The sequence below is a fragment of the Methanococcus voltae genome (genome assembly GCF_017875395.1).
Taxonomy (GTDB): Archaea; AGJL01; Methanococci; order Methanococcales; family Methanococcaceae; genus Methanococcus; species Methanococcus voltae_C.
This window is the reverse complement of record NZ_JAGGMO010000006.1, coordinates 1-19024: the sequence shown is the minus strand read 5'-3', so window position 1 is coordinate 19024 and position 19024 is coordinate 1. Positions and strand designations below refer to the sequence as shown.

General features: G+C 28.7%; 13 protein-coding genes. 7 read left to right on the top strand and 6 right to left on the bottom strand.

Features of this window, described 5'->3' with window-relative positions:
• Positions 1-121: 121 nt before the first annotated feature.
• The 3 genes from J2127_RS06750 to J2127_RS06740 all read right to left on the bottom strand — a co-directional run bounded on the left by J2127_RS06750 (position 122) and on the right by J2127_RS06740 (position 4075).
• Positions 122-937, bottom strand: a complete 816-nt coding sequence (locus J2127_RS06750) for an adenosylcobinamide amidohydrolase (protein WP_209732809.1) — start codon at positions 935-937, stop codon at positions 122-124.
• A gap of 94 nt (positions 938-1031) precedes the next feature.
• Positions 1032-2276, bottom strand: a complete 1245-nt coding sequence (locus J2127_RS06745; RefSeq protein ID WP_209732808.1) for a nitrogenase component 1 — start codon at positions 2274-2276, stop codon at positions 1032-1034.
• Between the two features lie 125 nt (positions 2277-2401).
• The gene (locus J2127_RS06740; RefSeq protein WP_209732807.1) at positions 2402-4075 is read right to left on the bottom strand and encodes a nitrogenase component 1; all 1674 of its coding nucleotides are present in this window, start codon (positions 4073-4075) and stop codon (positions 2402-2404) included.
• 435 nt (positions 4076-4510) lie between these two features.
• On the opposite strand from J2127_RS06740, the gene J2127_RS06735 reads away from it, so the two are divergent.
• The 4 genes from J2127_RS06735 to J2127_RS06720 all read left to right on the top strand — a co-directional run bounded on the left by J2127_RS06735 (position 4511) and on the right by J2127_RS06720 (position 10404).
• On the top strand, positions 4511-8686 hold the full coding sequence (locus J2127_RS06735) for a cobaltochelatase subunit CobN (RefSeq protein ID WP_209732806.1): 4176 nt from the start codon (positions 4511-4513) through the stop codon (positions 8684-8686).
• A gap of 91 nt (positions 8687-8777) precedes the next feature.
• Entirely contained in the window at positions 8778-9746 is a 969-nt protein-coding gene (locus J2127_RS06730; RefSeq protein WP_209732805.1) for a radical SAM protein, read from the top strand.
• A 97-nt stretch (positions 9747-9843) separates the two neighbouring features.
• The gene (locus J2127_RS06725) at positions 9844-9984 is read left to right on the top strand and encodes a hypothetical protein (protein WP_209732804.1); all 141 of its coding nucleotides are present in this window, start codon (positions 9844-9846) and stop codon (positions 9982-9984) included.
• 102 nt (positions 9985-10086) lie between these two features.
• Positions 10087-10404: a YbjQ family protein gene (locus tag J2127_RS06720; protein WP_209732803.1), complete on the top strand. Its 318-nt coding sequence runs from the start codon at positions 10087-10089 to the stop codon at positions 10402-10404.
• Between the two features lie 77 nt (positions 10405-10481).
• On the opposite strand, the gene J2127_RS06715 is transcribed toward J2127_RS06720, so the two are convergent.
• Positions 10482-11540 carry a hypothetical protein gene (locus J2127_RS06715; protein ID WP_209732802.1) on the bottom strand — a complete coding sequence of 353 codons (1059 nt, stop codon included), beginning with the start codon at positions 11538-11540 and terminating at the stop codon, positions 10482-10484.
• Between the two features lie 690 nt (positions 11541-12230).
• Here J2127_RS06715 and J2127_RS06710 point away from each other — a divergent pair.
• Positions 12231-14348, top strand: coding sequence for a transglutaminase-like domain-containing protein (locus J2127_RS06710; protein WP_209732801.1), 2118 nt, complete (start codon positions 12231-12233; stop codon positions 14346-14348).
• A gap of 135 nt (positions 14349-14483) precedes the next feature.
• On the opposite strand, the gene J2127_RS06705 is transcribed toward J2127_RS06710, so the two are convergent.
• Both J2127_RS06705 and J2127_RS06700 read right to left on the bottom strand, forming a co-directional pair.
• Positions 14484-15428: a nucleoside recognition domain-containing protein gene (locus J2127_RS06705; protein ID WP_209732800.1), complete on the bottom strand. Its 945-nt coding sequence runs from the start codon at positions 15426-15428 to the stop codon at positions 14484-14486.
• 162 nt (positions 15429-15590) lie between these two features.
• Positions 15591-16544, bottom strand: a complete 954-nt coding sequence (locus J2127_RS06700) for a nucleoside recognition domain-containing protein (protein WP_209732799.1) — start codon at positions 16542-16544, stop codon at positions 15591-15593.
• Between the two features lie 267 nt (positions 16545-16811).
• Here J2127_RS06700 and J2127_RS06695 point away from each other — a divergent pair, with 267 nt between their 5' ends.
• Positions 16812-17228 (top strand): ATP-binding protein, encoded by a 417-nt coding sequence (locus tag J2127_RS06695; protein WP_245326501.1) that lies wholly within the window; start codon positions 16812-16814, stop codon positions 17226-17228.
• A 459-nt stretch (positions 17229-17687) separates the two neighbouring features.
• Positions 17688-19024 (top strand): HAMP domain-containing protein (locus tag J2127_RS06690; protein WP_209732798.1); only part of this gene is annotated, 1337 nt, incomplete at its 3' end.

The following is a 19024-nucleotide window of genomic DNA, read 5'->3' as shown; positions in this document are numbered from 1 at the left end:
AGATAAAAAGATAATAAATAATAATAATAATAATAATAATAAAGATAAAAAGAATAATATAAAACTAAAATAATTAAAATAAAAAAAGAAGAATAAAAAAAGAAGAATAAAACAATTTTAATTATTCCTCAAAATCATAATTCAATTCATCTTGAAGTATCATAGCTTCTCTTACACTTCTTTTTACACATTTTGCTATCATTTCACCTAGCTTGGTGTGTCCTCCAGTATATCCAACTTTTGAACCATTTCCTCCAACTATGATTACGCTATCGGTACCCGTACCGGTTGATTGTAATTCAGGATGTTTTGTACTTTTTACGCCCAAATCTAAAAATACATTGGTTTTAGCTTCCGTAATTGAAATAATAGCTTTTGCCATAGCTCCTTCGGTTAAATCTGCGTTTGTAATGACGATTATGTTTACAGTACCGACTTTCTCTTTTTTAGTAATTGTACCGTCTTCGTTTATACAGTATGTTTCAAAATCTTTTTCGATATAATCTGCCCTTTCATCCCCAAGTCTTATGGCATTACCCAAAGCTCCTGCGGTTGAAAGTGCAACAACGTAAAATTCATCAAATTCTTCGTAGTGTATGGATAAATTATCCATATTTGCCCCAGTTGCTAAAAGTGCTATTTCTTCTTTGGATATCTCAATTTTTTCAAATATCTGTTTTCGGTAGTCTTTGTACGAGTGCACTTTGTCCCAGAATGGCACAGGGATTGAGTTATTACCTACGTAATCTACAGTAACCATTCCATCAGTTGTTGAAAGAACTTTCCTAGGATTTTCAAATTCTACAACTAATGTTTTGGTTTTTTCACTTTCATCTTTAATTTCAACGGTGTGTTTAAACCTTTTAGCCACCCAATCGTCTTTTTTAAATAACTTTTCTATTTTTACGCTGTCATCAGTTATATTTTGATAATGCATGGTTACACCTTTTAATCTTAATCTTTTAAGTTTATACGATTATACTTAAATTTTAAATGGAATTATAATTAAACTTTATGTTTAATTTATATATTTAAATTTTATATTTAAATTTACCACATCTACTCAAAGCAGAGTTTAAAATGTCTTCTACGAGGCATAATGCTCCGTTTATACCTGCGTAAGGTATATTATCTGATAATGATACATTATCGAATACTGGGTATGTGTATCGTATAAGGGGTATGTCTAAGTCGTTGGAAAGTCCTTTTTCAAAGCTACTGCCAAAAATAATTGTACTATACGAGGATAGAACGTCTGTTTTATAGTCTTCACCATAGTGAGCGACTACTTCAATATCCATTCCCAGTTCCTGATTTAAAAATTCTGCCATAGATTCAGCTTTAAAATCACCTATAATTGATACAGGCACTGAATAAAGACCATTCATATATACTGAAACCCTTTTATAAGGTTCGTAATCCACGAGGCTATTATATTTTGATTCAAAAGATTCTTCATCAATATACCTATTATTTTCTAATTTGGAAATTATTGATTTTACAAATTTTTTAGTTCCTTCAATTCCATAAGGGTAGTTTACAGAAACATAGTCTATATCATGTTCTTTTTGCATAATTTTGGCAAATTCAAAGCCTTGTCCAATAACAACGTTTAAATCTGCGTTAGGGGAATTTAAAAACTCTGAATAAGTACAATTTGAAAGTACACAATTGACATCAATATTGAATTCCTTTAAAATTCGTTTAATTTCCTTTAAATCAGCTTCAATTTTGTAATCGTCGATACAAAGACCAATTAAGTTTATAGAATTGATACTAGTATCTTTTTTAGTATCTTTTTTATTATTAATTTTATTAATTTTATTTTTACGTTCAATTTTTTCATCAAAATTCTTTGAAATTAATGAGTATAGCTTTAAAAGTCCGTCTTCGTATCCTTTTTTAGCATCTCCCTTAAAAGCTTCCGCATTTATTATAACGTAATCTTTTTCAATCTCTACATCCTCTACAATTCCACTTACATCGTCCCCGATTATAGATGGAATATCTCCTACGAGCAATACTAATAAGGGGTTTTTAACAGTATCATAATTGGCATCCATTGAAATTAAAGTCTCTTTTAATGTATTTTCCCCACCAAATACGATTTCTTGTTCGTGCATAATACTAGATGACATTCTCAAATCATTTAAGTTTTGAGAAGTTCCATATATCATAGTGCCCCAATTACAGCCTACAGGGGCGTGATTTAAGATTATAGCATCTTTAATCCCGTAACACGCCCTAAAAGTTCCAAAATATTTACCTGCGTCCATACTATCACATATTATCGAGTTATTAAAATTTAGAAATTATTAAAATTTAGAAATTATTTTAAATTATTTATCAGTAATTCATTAATATCTATTAATATCCATTAATATCCATTAATTTTGTCAATTTACTCTGATTTTATTGCCCAAATTTCTCTCCATATTTTCATGGAATTACGAGGTACTTCTTCGTCTAATAGCGGATAATGAACTTTATCATAATCAAAATTGGAAATTATCAATTTTGAATTGTCCACTTGATATTTAGAGTTTTGTTTAATTTTAATTTTACGAACCATATATTTTGAAAACTCAGTTAATAAATCAAAACTTGAACGGTAAAGGAATGACGAAACAAGGTGCAAATTAATTATTGGTATATTTTCAATATATGGTAAATGTCTATCCCCCAATATATAATCCACATTTTCAGCAATATCGTTCAATTCTTCTATTTCAGGATTTAATACGATTTTTATATCGTAATTCCATTCATCAAACAATTTTTGAATACTTTCAACGGTTTCGTTAATTGTTTCATCAGATATATTTAAATTTTTAAGTGATTTAGTGTCCAATAATACATATTTAATCGGTAAACCATAATCTTCCAAATATATCTTTAAAATATACGGGGTTGTAAAGAATCCAGATGTATATACGGCATAGTTATATTTACCTAAGAATTCAGAGTAATTTTTTAATTTAAGAACTGCTTTTTCTTTTTCTTCTTTAACAATTTGTTTTGCGCTGGTTAACTCTTCATCGTTCAAACCTACTTCTTCAAATATTTCGTTAAAGAATTGCTCTGTACCTTCAATTCCATAATGGTAAAACCATTTTTTAACGTATTTTATGCCAAATTCCTGCTTCATACGTTCTGCCCATCGTATATTACCCATAACAACGTTTAAATCTGCGCTACTTGCATTTTTACAATGTTCTAAGTTTGTAGGTATTAAATTTACATCAATTGAAGCCCTTTTCAAAATTTTAGAAATATTTTCAACTTCTAATTTGTTTACAAAGCCCTGTAAACCGATGGATTCTATATTAACAACTTTTGAACCATTAACTTCATTTTTATCATTTTTATCATATTTATCATATTTATCATTTAAGTGCTGTTTTTTATTTTCAAGATCATCTTTATCATCTTTTAACGTATAAAGCTGTTTAAAAAATGAATAGAGCGCCTCCTGTTTTCCACAGCCTCTTATTTCATAATTTGGCACATCTTTTGGGTTTTTCCATGCTTTTGTATAGTCTTTCATAACTCGTTCAAAGGCATTCTTTGCACGGTGTGAAAAGCCTTCAGAAGATACATGCACTAATTTACAGTCTTTTAATATATTTTCATCGTTTAATGTTGCAATAACTCCGGTTATATCGTCCATTATTAAACCAGGTATGCAAGATGGTAAAACAGTTATTATTTTTGGATGGTATTTTTCATAAACTTCGATTATTTTGGCTCTTAATTTTTCTTCACCACCATAAATTACGTCTTTTTCAGTCATGTTTGTACATTCGACGTCGTAAGCCGGATCATACATTGTTCTAGGCGATAGACGCTGATTAAAGGCACAATGCGAACATCCATGAACTATTACCTTCGAATTTTCAAGTTCTACGGCAGTATTTAAGGCACCTGAAAGTTTACAGTTTATCCCGTATTTATGATATTGCCAGTTTGAATGTTGCCGGATACCATTAAAAAGATGGTCTCTAAGTGTATAACTTAAAATATCTTTTTTAATTCCCTTTTCCGTATTTCCGTCGTTTGAATTATCTTTTTTCATAATATACCCTATTTTAAATTAATTAATTAATTAATTAATTAATTTAATTAATCTACCTAATATGCTAAGTTATTAAGTTATTAAGTTGCTAATCTACTTAATTTACTTAATTTACAATAATTTTAGTTTATTTTTATTAACACTTGTTCGAGTTATTAAATTTTATTTTATATTTTTGAAAGTTTAGTTTATTAGTTTACACTTTGTAGATTATCGCATATGGTATATAATATTTTACATTCGAGGTTATCAATTTTTAAAAAACTATATATTGGATTAAAAACATTAAATCTGTTAAACTTATTAAAGATATTTTTAATAGTATTTAAGATATGTTTATAAATTATAAATGTATTAATCAAAATATAACTTAATATCATCATTATAAAATCTTAAAATCTTATAAAATCTTATAAAAATTGCTTTGGTGAATTTATGATAAAAATAGGCTTTGTATCAACTACAGACAGTGATGATGCCATTTTTGTAGAGGCTTTGAATCAAATAAAAAATGATTTAATAAATAAATGTAATTCTGACGAAAATAAAGATAATAATAATGAATATAAAAATAATATCAATTTAAGTGATTATTTGGAATTTAAGGTTTTTCCCTATAAAAGTGATGAGGAAAAATACCTTGAATTTAAAGAATTTTCAAAGAATGCTAACATTGTATTTACTAAATTAATGGGCGGTAAAGATTCATTTTCACAATTTGAAGATTTTAAAGAACATTTAAAAAATTACAACGTACCATTTTTACCATTACCTACTATAGGAGAGTCACACCCTGAACTTGATGAAGCAGTAACCGTTTCAAATGAAGTAAAACTTGAAGTAACGAAATATTTAGGCTTAGATGGGATAAAAAACTATAAAAATTTAATAATTTACCTTTCAAAAAACTTTGGAAAAGTTTCAGATAATAAATCAGATAATAAATCCACTAATCACTCAGCTAATAAATCAGATAATCTACTAAAAAATCCAATTCTGGCATTAGACTTTGAAAAGCCAAAAGCTGTACCTTGGCAAGGCATAACCTGGGATAATAAATATTTTGAAGAAACAGAAGATTATTTGGAATATGTAAAAGAGAAATACGATTATTCTGAAGAAGAAATGCAAATTAAACCTAAAATAGGCGTAATTTTTTATAGAAACTTTTATATTTCAAACAATAGGCAACATATCGAATTTATATGTAATAACTTATTTGAAAAAGGTGCCCTCCCAATTCCTGTATTCTATGCTAGCTTAGAAAACGATTTAGGCTGTATCGGGATAAGGAAAACCTTTGAAAAGTATTTCTATGCCAATAAAATTGAGAAATTTGGGGAAACCATAATTGACGCACTTTTGAATACGAGCATGTTTACACTCTCAATGGGTACAAGAACTGATTTAATAGAGGGAGAAGCCGAATTTTTGACCAATTTAAATGTACCAATAATACAAGCAAATGTACTTTTAAATGATTTTAAACAGTGGCATGAGTCTATAGCGGGAATGAGCCCTATGGATTTAGTCATAGGGGTTGCAATGCCTGAATTTGATGGTTGTATTATCCATTTTCCGATTTCTAGCTCTGAAAGACTTGGATATAATGAATTAAACACCGAAATAAAAAAATACATCCCTATTGAAGATAGGGCGGAAAAATTAGTCGATATGACAATTAATTATTCAGTTCTCAATAAAAAACCAATCCCTGACAAAAAAATTGCAATAGTATTCCATAATTATCCACCAAGAAATGATAAAATAGCATGTGCTCACGGTTTAGATAGTCCAGAAAGTGTTTTAAACATTTTAAAAACTATGGAAAACGTGGGTTATATTGTAAATACAGAATATGAAAACGGAACAGAACTTATAAAGCAAATGTTAAACTGTGCAACTAATGATTTAAGATATATGACTGAAGATAAGATTAAAAATGCAGTTGGGAAAATTAGTCGAGAAGATTATAAGGAATGGTATGATAACTTATCTGAAAAAGTCAAAAAAGAACTTGTTCGAGATTGGGGTGACATACCGGGCGAAGTTATGAATTTTGATGGTAATTTAATTATTCCGGGAATTTTGGAAGGTAATGTGTTCATTTCAGTACAGCCTCAAAGAGGTTACAGTGATAATAAGGAAGCATTATACCATTCCGTAGATATAGTACCACCTCATCATTATTTAGCGTATTATAAATGGATTAAGAACGTATTCAAGGCAGATGCGGTCATGCACATTGGTAAACATGGTACTCTCGAATGGCTACCTGGCAAAGGTTTGGGACTTTCAGAAGACTGTTACCCAGATGTATGCTCTGAATTACCGAATATATACCCTTACATTGTAAATAACCCTGGAGAAGGTACTCAAGCTAAAAGAAGAGGTTATGCAACAATAATTACGCATTTAATACCACCTATGACCATTTCTGAAATTTATGACGATTTAATGACTCTTGAAAGAAGTATTGATGAATATTATGAGTTAGATGGTACGGAAAATAAAGTAAATGATGTAGCAGACGTAGATATCAATAATAAAGGAGACATTATTGATACTGACAAAATAATGACTGATAAAAAGAAATTCTTAAAACAAGAAATCATTGAAAAGATAAGGGAATTAAAACTTGACGAAGATTTAATGGATTCTAAAATTTTAGATGATTTTGAGACAACCGGTAGAAAAAATAGCGAGAGAACGACAAACAAGGAAGAAGAATCAAATTCAACCGATGAACGATATGTAAATTATTTAAATAGCATAGATAAGGAAGAATTTGATGATTTTTTAACAAAAATACATAATTACTTGGAAGATTTAAAAACGAGACAAATTAATGATGGTTTACACATTATGGGTGTGCCATTATATGATAACAAATTAAATAACATGTTATTTATGATAACTCGTTGGCAATATCAATATTTAGAAATTCTTTCAGGTTGTATGGGTTACAATTGGAATGAATTAAATGAAGATAAAGGTAAAAATCATTTTATAATTGATAAAATCTATGAAATTGGAAGTAATTTATTATTTGAATATGAAAAATTAGATTTCGATAAAAATAGGGTAAATGAATTATATGATTTCTGTAAAAACCCTGAAAATTTAGAAAACCTAAATAATTTAGATAATTTAGAAAACCTAAATAATTTAGATAATTTAGAAAACCTAAATAATTTAGAAAATATGGAAAATATGGAAAAAAAAGACATTCCATACCATATTTCACTTACAAAAGATTTAAAAGAGGTATTGGCAACGATATCCGGCATACACGAAAATCTTATGAAAGTAGATGATGAGTTGACAAACACCGTGAGAGGAATTGCGGGTGAATACATACCTCCAAGGATTGCAGGGGCTCCTACAAGAGATACGAGGTGTATACCTACCGGAAGAAACTTTTATTCTTGTAATCCTGAAGAAATACCTACTAATTCAGCAAATGACTTGGGAATTAAGCTTGCAAATCAATTAATAGACAAATACGTTGCAGAAGAAGGCGACTACCCCGAATACTTAGGTGTAGTTGTTTGGAGTTCACCTACTATGAGGACGAAAGGAGACGATATCGCAGAGATATTGCATCTCTTAGGTGTTAAACCAGTCTGGAAGAATAAAAAAGTGATCGGTACTGAAGTTATACCTTTAGAAGAGCTTAAAAGACCAAGAATTGACGTAACACTAAGAATAAGTGGTTTGTTGAGGGATACATTCCCTCAAATTATTTATTTGATTGACGACGCGATTAAAGTTGTTGCAAAACTCGATGAACCCGATGAAATGAACTTTATTAAAAAACACTACAAAGAAGAAATGGCTGAAAAAATAAATAGCGGAATGTCCGAAGTCGAAGCTGAAAAAACAAGTCTATATAGGATTTTTGGAGATAGGGCAGGCACTTACGGTGCAGGAATCGCTGAATTAATAACCGAGCAAAATTGGGAAACCGTTGAAGATATGGGAAAAGTTTATGTTGAGTGGGGTTGTAATGCTTATGGACGAGATTTCTACGGTGTAGTTGCAAAAGACGAGTTTATAAGACAACTTTCAAGAATACAGGCTACCGTTAAAAATGAGGATAACCAAGAAGGTGATATTCTTGAAGGTGACGACTTTAACAGTTACCACGGCGGTTTAATTGCAGCAGTTACTCATTACTCCGGTAAACAGCCTAAAAGCTACATTGGTGACTCTTCAAATCCAAATAAATTAGAGACAAAACACTTAAAAGAAGAATGTAAGCAGATATTTAGGACAAAAATTATGAATCCAAAATGGATTAAAGGAATGAAGAGACATGGTTATAAAGGAGCTGGGGATATGTCTAAAATGATAGATAATACATTTGCATGGGATGCTACGTCTAATATTGCAGATGATTGGATGTATGAAACTATTGCTAAAACTTACGTCTTTGATAAGGAAATGCAAGAGTTTTTCGAAGAGAACAACCCATATGCTGAGTTAAATATCATTGAACGTTTATTTGAGGCAGATGCACGAAACATGTGGAATGCTTCCGAAGAAACCCTTGAAAAATTGAGACAAAGATATTTGGAAATCGATGGGGATTTAGAAGAGAATATGTAATTTTAGCTTAATTTTAATTTATAAATATAATTGTATAATTAAAATAATAAAACACGATATTAAAACATTGAAGGAAAATTGAAGGAAAATTATGAAATATTTAATCTTAAAAGTAACCAAAAATTGTAATTTACGTTGTAAATACTGTTACGCAAATTTATCGAATTTATCAAATGAGGACTGCGAAACGGGTGATTTGAATAGTGCATGTAATATGAATTTTGAAACTGCTAAAAAAGCAATAGATTATTTGTTGGATATCGATAAAGATTTAAAAATACAATTTACCGGAGGCGAGCCTCTTTTAAATTTTGAACTAATTAAAGAAGTTGTTAATTATTGTAATTCCAAATATAATTCAACTAATGAAAATTATAAGTACAAAATAAACTTTGCAATTCAAAGCAACGGCACTATTATCAATTCTGAAATAATAGAATTCATAAACACTAATAAAATCGGTTTAGGTATTAGTTTAGACGATTTAAATAATGAATTTAGAGTATATGCAGATAATAAGCCCTGCAAAATAGATGTTTTAAAGAATATGGCAGTATTTAAAGCTAATGGCATACATTTTGGGGTTACTTCAGTAATTACATCAAATAATTTAGATGAAGCGGTAATTGAAGAATTAATAATTTATTTAATAAGTATGGGCGTCCATAGTATAAGTTTTGATTTTTTGAAGTTAAAGAATAAAGATAAATTTGAAGATAATGACGTTTTCGAACCTGATTATAATGATTTTATTAAATTAATAGATAAATTGGATGCTAAAAAGTATCCAATTTCTATAAAAAATCTAAATCGAAAAAAGAAATATAAAATGAATAAAACGGGCAATGATTTTGAAAATTATTGTTATTTAAATTCTGGCGATTTACTGTATGTAAATGAATGTGGGGATATTTATTCTTGCCCTACCCTTGAAGGAATTAAAAATATGTACATTGGGAATATAAACGATATAAATGATTTGAATTCTGATGAATTTAAACTTCCTAAATTTAAATCAAAAGGTTGTTTTGCAAGAAATTACCTTAAAACTAACGATTAATCCATATTTTTCATATTATACCCATATAATATACGTAGATATTTATATGCTTTAAAACATAGATAATACTAGGCATGTAAAAAGAAATAGTGATAATATGACCGGTGATGAGTTTACAAATATAATCATAGGCTTTTACGTATTTGCAATTTTTATTGCAATTATACTATTGGGAAAAGTCATTTGGGATAGGTACAAGAATAAAGATGATTCTAAATACGATAAAATTAGAAAATAAATAACTAAAAAATCATATTTATGATATAATAAAATAATAAAATAATAAATAAAAAATAATAAAATAATTATTTAAATATTAAAAGTACTATTCAGGTGAATTATGTTAATAACAACACAGAATAAATTTGTAGACCACGAAATTGAAAAAACATTAGGAATTGCAAAAGGAAATACTGCAAGAGCTAAAAACATAGGCAAGGACATAATGGCAGGATTTAGGAATATCGTTGGTGGAGAAATACCAGAATACACTGAAATGATAGCAGGCTCTCGTGAACAAGCAATGGACAGAATGATTGAAGATGCTGAAAGAATGGGTGCAGACGCTGTCGTTTGCATGAGATTTGAAACATCACAAGTTATGCAAGGAGTTTCAGAACTCTTATGTTACGGTACTGCAGTAAAATTGAAAAAATAGAAAAAAGTTTTATTTTTATTTATTTATTTATTTATTTTTTTTAACCTTATTTTTTAATTTTATTTTTTTAGTTTAATTTAAGGTCCTAGTGGTTCAATAGTGTAGTTAAAGAACATTGCCCAGTTTCTACCGTAGAACTGTTGACCGTCTCCCCATCCGGTTTCGCAATGATGTGGGTCACCATATATTGGTTGACATTCGTAATTAGCTCTTACTGCATCAATATCGTAATCGAATAAGTAACTTCCACTACTTCCTGTGGATTGGTCGATTACTTTTACTTTTTCAGCACATTGGCCGTAAGGTAAGTTTAATTCTACGCTATTTCTGAATGTACGACTACCTATTGCGTCACCTTCGTTATTTACGAAACTTGTTGAGTTATGCCATTCTCCGTCATAGTATAATTCTAATCTAACTCTTTCTTCCCAACTTGGGTTGTGTCCATTTGTGATTTCGTAAAATTCTAAATCAGGTCCTGGACCATCACAAATTGTGTTATTAAATTCTATTACAATAGAGCCCCCACGCCCTAAACTAGTAAACTTATCTAATCCACCATCAGAATCCCTTTCTCCTAAGCAGAAATCTGGATTATATCTACTTACCGGGTTACTTCCCTTTTCACCTGGTTTGTAGTCTTCGTAATCAACTACCCATGAGTTGTAAACTGTTACACACTCGTAGTCAAGTGCACATTCACAAACTACGGCGTGAACTGCAACCGTTACAGGCTCACTACTATTGTAGTCAGGAATTTCTGAAATAGGTATCTGGTAGTAGTGAATTTTAACTCCTTCCTGATAGTTATGGTATTCGAATTGTCCAGGTATTGGATTTCCTGTGAATGTTATGTATGGATACCAACCATCGTCAGGAACATCTTTCTGTTTTTCATACATATCACTTGGTAAAGTAGGTTCTACACCCACTATCTGAACGTGACTTTCATTTAGACACCAGCCTGGGCTAGTGGCTATTGTAACATATACCCAAGTATTGTCATTTGATACTGTGACAGTACCTGCATCATACATTCCATTACCTGCAACCAACTCATAATCCGTGGCCGTAGCAAGTGGTATCAATGAAAAAATCATTGCAAAAATCACAACATTTATTAGACATTTTTTCATAAATTACCCCCTCGTTTAATTTATGATTTTAAAATTTTACGCATATGGAATTTACAATTTATACTTTACAATTTTATGCGAGAAATATCTCGAATATTATATATTCTGTAATTTAATAGTTGATAATTACCAGTACGTCTATATAATATCGGTTTTTGAAAATAGCTAAATTGATGAATAGATATATTTATGTGATAGATACTATTCTAATTAATGTTATTTTTTTTAAGGTATATATAATTAAAGTATTTTTAAATAATTGTAGGTTAATCAACACAATAGTATTTATTTAATACCAAATTGGTAATGTTACATACTTACATTTGCTTTAAAAGGAAATATATATCAGTTAATTTGTAATACATTAATAATTTATGCATTTTTTTTAATATTCTCAATAATATATCTTTATTTAATCCTAATCATCTGTAATTATATATATTTCAATGTATAGATAATTAATTAAGTGGGGGTGATATTATTAGACCTGTAAATCAGAGTAATCGACAATATGTACCTACTATACCTAATATATCGAAAATACCCAGTGAAGATTTCATAAGGCTTAAAAATAAATTAAAAGCGAAAAAAAACGTAAATAGTTCAGATAGTGTAAATAATCTAAATAATCCGAATAATCTAAATAATCTAAATAATCTAAATAATCTAAATAATTTAGAAAATATCGATATGATGCTCAAAGAGGACCCCGATAATATTTGCATGTTAAAAGAGAAAGCTAAACTATTAATAAAATTTGAAAATTATGACGAAGCTGTCTCTGTATTGACCAAAATATCGGAAATGTGCCCAAATGACATTTTGGTGCATATATATTTTGCGGTTATTGCATATGCTACTAAAAATTACGGACTTTGTCGTAAAAGGATTGAAGAAGTAATAAATATAACCTATATTGGGGAAAATTTGAAACAGGGTTCCAATATAGGCGATACTGAATGTGAAGAGTGCGATGTTTGCATAGGGAAGTTATACCTAAACAACCGGAAGGACTATGATAATTTCGTTGATTTAAATGAATATCTTGATTACTACATTTCAGAATTTGAAGATAATTTACCAGAATTTAAAAATTTTTATGAAGGTGAAGTTTATTCTCAGAGAATGCAAAATTCATTAAAAACTCACAAATATGGTTTAGCTCTTCAATATGCAAAAAAACTATTTAAAATTACTAAATCTGAAGAACACGCTAAATTAATTGAAGATATATCTATTAAGAAATTGGAACACGAAAATAAAAGTTTTCTTCTTAAGGACGTTGAATATTTACAAAAAGATATTAAATATGGAATTTATTTTAAAGATTATGAGAATACCTTAAAAAATATTGATAAATTGCTAGGTAATAAAGATTATTTGGTCTATATCGATGTTCCATATTATAAGAGATTAGCTGAAAAAATAAATTTTGAGCAGGAAAAAATTAACAATGGTTTAAAAAACAATCTTATTAGAACTTATAATGATGAAGAATTAAGTTACCAAAATGTAGCTATTTTAAGTACAAAAGATGAAACTAGTGCGGATAATGGGCATACTACAGAGAATAATCGTAATAAAGATAATGAAAATAATTTAGATATCAAATATAAAAAACAAAGTAAAATTAAAAAAACGAATAATAAAACCAGAAATTCTTCAAAATCTTCAAAATCTTCAAAAAATCCATTAATTATTGAAAAATACTTTTTTAATACCAAAAATACCAAAAACGATAATCAGGATTTAAATAATAAATCGGATAATAAATTTAAACTTTCAAAATTACCTAATTTCAATCAAATTTTATTTTTTGGGGGTATCCTATTAATTTTAGTAATGGTATCCCAATATGCAATTAATTCTTTAGATAATAACATAATGCCTACTGACATGAATACGTTCAATAATAAGATAGTAAATAGTGAAATAACGCCTTATGGAACCTATTTAGATTACAATACAAATGAAAAATACGAGGAATACGACTATCTCTATTCATATCTGCAACCTAGGTATGCAAATGAATTAAAAGGTATTAAAGAATTGAATGATTTAAAATCAGATAACGATTTGATAACTGCCACAAATTTGCTTACTTATGAACGTAACAATTTTAAATACCTACCTGCACTCAATAATTCAGATTACGCGCCAAAAACTCCATTGGAATTTTACCGGGCTCGGGAAGGTAATCATCTAGATTACACGATATTCAATTCTGCTTATTTATTTAGTAACGGCATACCAACTTACATATTGATATTAAAACAAAAAGATGGTAGTAAATCCTCTTTCGCAGTTATTGAATATAATAATACTTATTATACAATAGATACCAACTCATCACTTACTAATTTTGAAAATTATATCGATAACTCCCAAAAAATCGAATATATCGAAATTTACCACGTAATTCCCGAAGAAGAGTCTACAAAACTTTTAGAATTATATGCTGTAGAAGAAATGTTAGCTAACGAATACATACCTTCAGGTATCGAAAACGTCGCTACATTTAATTTAATCAACGATTTAAAGCAAAAAAATATTAAAGTCGATGAAAACTTGCCAAACTATGAATACAACCTTACAAAAATGGAATTAGCCAATTATTCAAAAGTTGAATCAAAGAAATATTACTTTGGGGACATATGCCTCGAATTAAGATGTAGCTATGTGGTGTACGTTGAGAATGAAATATTGAATTATCCAAATTATAAAACAGTATATACTGTTTTTGAAAAAAATAGTGATGAAAATAAGTACAAATATCCGTATGTGCTTAAAATATACTTTGGATATTAATTGCTACTTATTTACTTATTTTTAGTTTATTATTTTTTAATTATTTTTATTTAGTTTATTTATTTTAATTATTTTTTTATTATTTTTTTATTATTTATTTTTATTTTTTAATAATACACTATTTATGCTCAAAATTTAAAATAAAAACAATAAAAACAATATTCCAAACAAATCACCTAGGAATGCAAATATTGAATTTATAATAACTATTTTAGTACCTAATTTAGTTCCAAATATCGAAATATTGAAAGGTAGTGAGTATCTAGCATATTTAGTTGAAAAACTTATTACATTTGCAAAAAGTAATCCAATTAAAATTTCTTTACCTGTTAATACGCTATTTTGCAGAAATTCTGATGCAAGTACTAATGAGGCCGAGAAATTGGCCAAGTTAGTAATTACTAATATTCCTACACTTGGACTTATGCCCATAATTTGAGTAAAAGGCTCCATGACAATATTATAATTATCTAAATATCCCATTTCGGAAATTAACATAACAATAAACATTGTAATGAACATTACTGGTACAATACGCTTTACAAGTGTTGTTGTTTTTTCAAAAGACGTTTTAATATTCTTTTTTCTATCGATTTTTTTAAATTCAAAGATATCTTCACGTGGTTTTGAAACTTTTTTTAAGTATAATATACCCACTAAAGTTTTAAACAAGGCTATACATAACCTTATAATCGTATAATAAACCCCTACGATACCCAATAGTGGAACTACTACAGCAACATAATATGTTAAGATTTCTGATGCGTTTGAAGGAAAGGAATTAGCCAAAGAAGCCCCTATGGCTTCCTTTTCATTTACTTTTCTGTCTTTTAAACCGTCTGCCAATAAGCTATAGCCTACTGTGGGGTCGAAAAAACATACGAGCATGGAATAGGTAACTATCTCGTTTATATTAAGCTTTTTAGTAAATGGACTTAAATATTCGCTTATTTTTTTCATCAAACCTGCATTAATTAAATAATTCATAATAAATACGGTTATTATGATTGTAACAGATATTCCCAACGTATAACGTAAGGAGCTGTATGCAGATGAATAAAAAATTTCAAGATATTCCATAAAATACCCCTTGATAATTTTCCATAAAGTTTATAATTCTAATATAAATTATGATTTTTAAATTATGATTTTAAGATTATAATATCATAATTAATTTTTAGTTTAGTATTTATTTTACAATTTAATTTTAATTTAATTTTAATTTAATCCAATTACCAATATTTATTGCCACAATAGTAATCCTGCTATTATTATGATATCCAAGATAAAAGTCACGACAGCATTTATCATCACAACTTTAGTACCCAATTTAGTTCCAAATATCGAAATGTGCATGGGTAATGAGTGTTTCGCATACCTAGTCGATAGTGAAAGCACATTCGCAAACATCAACCCGATTAAAACTTCACGAGGGTTTAATATACCACCGGTTAGGAATCCCCCTCCCATAACCATTGCAGCTTGCACATTCACAAGGTCGGTTAATATGATAAGCCCCACGTTTGAGTCAAGGTTTAAAACTGATGTGAATGGGTTAATCAACAATTTTAAGTATTCAAATAAGCCCAATTTTGAGAAATATATGACAATAAACATTGTAACGAACATTACGGGAAGCATTCTTTTTGAAAATCTAACTGTACTATTCCATGATTTTTTTAGATTGTCTTTTATTTTATTCTTTTCATTTTTTTTCGGCGTAAAATCAACCGACTGAGAAACAAAGCTTAAATAAACTAATCCAATCACTGTTTTAATTAAAGCCACTCCCGAACGTAATATTATGTAAATTATCCCTGTAAAACCTAATATTGGTATTGCTACAGGTATGAAAAATGTAAATATGTGTGAAAATATTGAAGGGAATGAATTAGCAAGTGAAGAACCTATTAATTCTTTTTCCGTTAGCTTATTATCTTTTAAACCTTCTGCAAGTATTGAATATCCTACAGTAGGGCTAAAAAAACAAGTTATTATCGAATAAAGTGAAAGTTGATTCATCTTTAAATTCTTGGTTACAGGGTATAAAAAGTCACTTAATTTTTTCATAACGCCGGTATTTATTAAATAATTCATTATAAACATTGAAGATAGAACTATTATTGATATACTAATCGTATAACGTATAGAATTAATTAAGGATTCATATAAATCCATTATATTAAATTCAAACATTGTAACACCGTTAATTAATTTTTAATTATTAACATATTAGAGTATTTTAGTCAATTTATGGTCAAAAATGCAAACATAAATATAACTTGAATATATATAAACATAACTTTAAATATTCTCTAGTATTATTATAAATATATCAATAATTTTGGTGATATTATTCTTGAAACTAAAAATAAAAATAAAAATAATTCTTCAAATGATATTTTAGGTAATCAGAACAATCTAGATAATGTAAATAACATAATTAATAACGAAAAAGAACTTTTGAAAAAAATAAGGCAATCAATGATTTTAAACACGGAAATTAAGAAAATTGCCGAAAAATTGGATTTAAATGAATTAAAAGAAGCATACATCGAAATTTATAAAAATTTAAGAGCTTATCATATATCAACTTATCAGAATTTTTATGAAGCAATTAAGGAAATTCAATATCCTGAATATGATAATTTAAAAAGGGAAGATATTAAGTGGTATCCTAAAATAGATTATGAAAAATGCGTCGATTGCAAAGAATGTATAAATTTCTGCCCCAAGGGGGTATATACACTTAAAAACGATACCATCATTGTCGAATATCCGTATAGTTGTGTTATAAATTGCACGGGTTGTGTTTCTCATGCTTGTAACTTTGGCGCTATTAGTTTCCCTGAAAAAATTAAAAAAACGATAGATGACTAATAAAATTAAAATAAATAATATACTTAAGATAACTAAGATAATTAAGATATAAATACCCTGTAAATAACCCTAATATCCATAATTCTCTTTTTTTTAACTATATTTTACAATTTAATCCATTAAATATCTTTTATTCTATAAATACTATATTTATATCCTTTATATCATATTGCCAAATGACATAAGGCAATATTTTTTTTAGATTTAGTCGGAACAATCCTTGTTTATTCAATAACTATCGAAAATAGGGTTATTTCAATAATTATTTATAGTTTTAGAGACTTATTATTAATGTGACGATTTGATATCGACAATATTTCTAAATTAAATATGTCAAATTAAATATTTCTTAAAATTAGGGTTTAATATAAACTGGTATTACTTGAATATTTACTTATTTTAAATTAAATTAGATTAAAATATGGCTATTCGATATATATGGCTAATTAGGAGATAACTATGAAAATCCCGAAGTTAAAAAAAATGAATATGAAACTATTTATTGTGATTTTGGCAGCATCTTTAATCCCCCTTGCTACCTTGGGCATAATCACTAATCAAGTAGTTTCTGAAAAATTAGACCACAATATGATAAGCGACGTTAATCAAGATGTTTTAGCTATTCAAAATATGTTTGATGAGCATTTAGTAAACATAAGGTCTGCAATTACTCCCATAAATTCAGGACCTTTGATAAAGTCTATTGAAGAAAAAGATTACAATGACTTATATGCCAAATCGCAGGACTATAAGTCTAAATTGGATTATATAGATTATGTGGCATTTTGTGATGCCGAAATGAATGTACTGTCTTCTTCACAAGGTAAAACCGAAGAAATGAATTTAAAAGAACTTTTGAGTGCTACAATAAGTTCTGGTAAATATGCTTCATACGAAAAAATGAGTACCTCCACAGCAAACAAAATTGACCCTGATTCCATAGTTTCGGGTGTTGATGGCGTACTCTGTTCAGTTTCTGCAGTACCCTTAAGTAGTAATGGAAAAGTTGTGGGATACATTGTAGGTATTGACATGTTGAATAAAGACAGATACATGTTAGATAAAATTCAGCAAAATACTCACGAGTTACCTGAACTTTTATTAGGTGACAAATGGGTAGCAATGGGTAAAGATAGTACTCAATCATTACTTGGTAAAACTGTAGGTCCTGAAGCCTATGAAAAAATAGTTAACGGAGATACAAGTTCTTACAAGGAAGATGTGGCAGGTATTACTTATTATGACTCTTTAATTCCACTTAGAAATGCTAGGGGTCAAATTATAGGTACTTGTTACGTGGGAATGCCTGCAAATACCATGGCTGGAATAATGGTAGATATTCAAGTTACAATGCTTGTAGTTTGTATGTTGAGCATAATTTTGGTATTGCTTATCGCTTTCCTCACAAATAGATTTATTGTTAGACCATTGATTTCGCTATTGGATACAGTACATGAATTTGCAAAAGGAAATACTAGTGCTAGAACAAATATTACAACTGGCGATGAATTACAGGAATTGGGTGATTCATTTAACGAAATGGCTGGTAGCGTAGTTGAATTGAATAAAACTTTGGATATGGATAAAGCTAAGTTAGCAGAATTATTGGAAGAAGTTAGCAATGTAATGCATAGAGTTGCAGAAGGTGACTTAACTGCTAGAATGAAAAATTCAGATGATGAAAATAGTTTAGAATATGCAATAAACTCCGGAGTAATTAGCACCGGTGATTTGATTTCTGAACTCAAAGAGCAACTTAGTATCTTAGATAATGAAGTGCACAACATTAGAAAAGA

Bases quoted from the DNA above. Each gene is read 5' to 3' on its own strand.
- J2127_RS06735 (WP_209732806.1), top strand. From the start codon at position 4,511: ATGATAAAAATAGGCTTTGTATCAACTACAGACAGTGATGATGCCATT.
- J2127_RS06740 (WP_209732807.1), bottom strand. From the start codon at position 4,075: ATGAAAAAAGATAATTCAAACGACGGAAATACGGAAAAGGGAATTAAA.
- J2127_RS06725 (WP_209732804.1), top strand. From the start codon at position 9,844: ATGACCGGTGATGAGTTTACAAATATAATCATAGGCTTTTACGTATTT.
- J2127_RS06750 (WP_209732809.1), bottom strand. From the start codon at position 937: ATGCATTATCAAAATATAACTGATGACAGCGTAAAAATAGAAAAGTTA.
- J2127_RS06710 (WP_209732801.1), top strand. From the start codon at position 12,231: ATGATGCTCAAAGAGGACCCCGATAATATTTGCATGTTAAAAGAGAAA.
- J2127_RS06745 (WP_209732808.1), bottom strand. From the start codon at position 2,276: ATGGACGCAGGTAAATATTTTGGAACTTTTAGGGCGTGTTACGGGATT.
- J2127_RS06720 (WP_209732803.1), top strand. From the start codon at position 10,087: ATGTTAATAACAACACAGAATAAATTTGTAGACCACGAAATTGAAAAA.
- J2127_RS06700 (WP_209732799.1), bottom strand. From the start codon at position 16,544: ATGTTTGAATTTAATATAATGGATTTATATGAATCCTTAATTAATTCT.
- J2127_RS06730 (WP_209732805.1), top strand. From the start codon at position 8,778: ATGAAATATTTAATCTTAAAAGTAACCAAAAATTGTAATTTACGTTGT.
- J2127_RS06705 (WP_209732800.1), bottom strand. From the start codon at position 15,428: ATGGAATATCTTGAAATTTTTTATTCATCTGCATACAGCTCCTTACGT.
- J2127_RS06715 (WP_209732802.1), bottom strand. From the start codon at position 11,540: ATGAAAAAATGTCTAATAAATGTTGTGATTTTTGCAATGATTTTTTCA.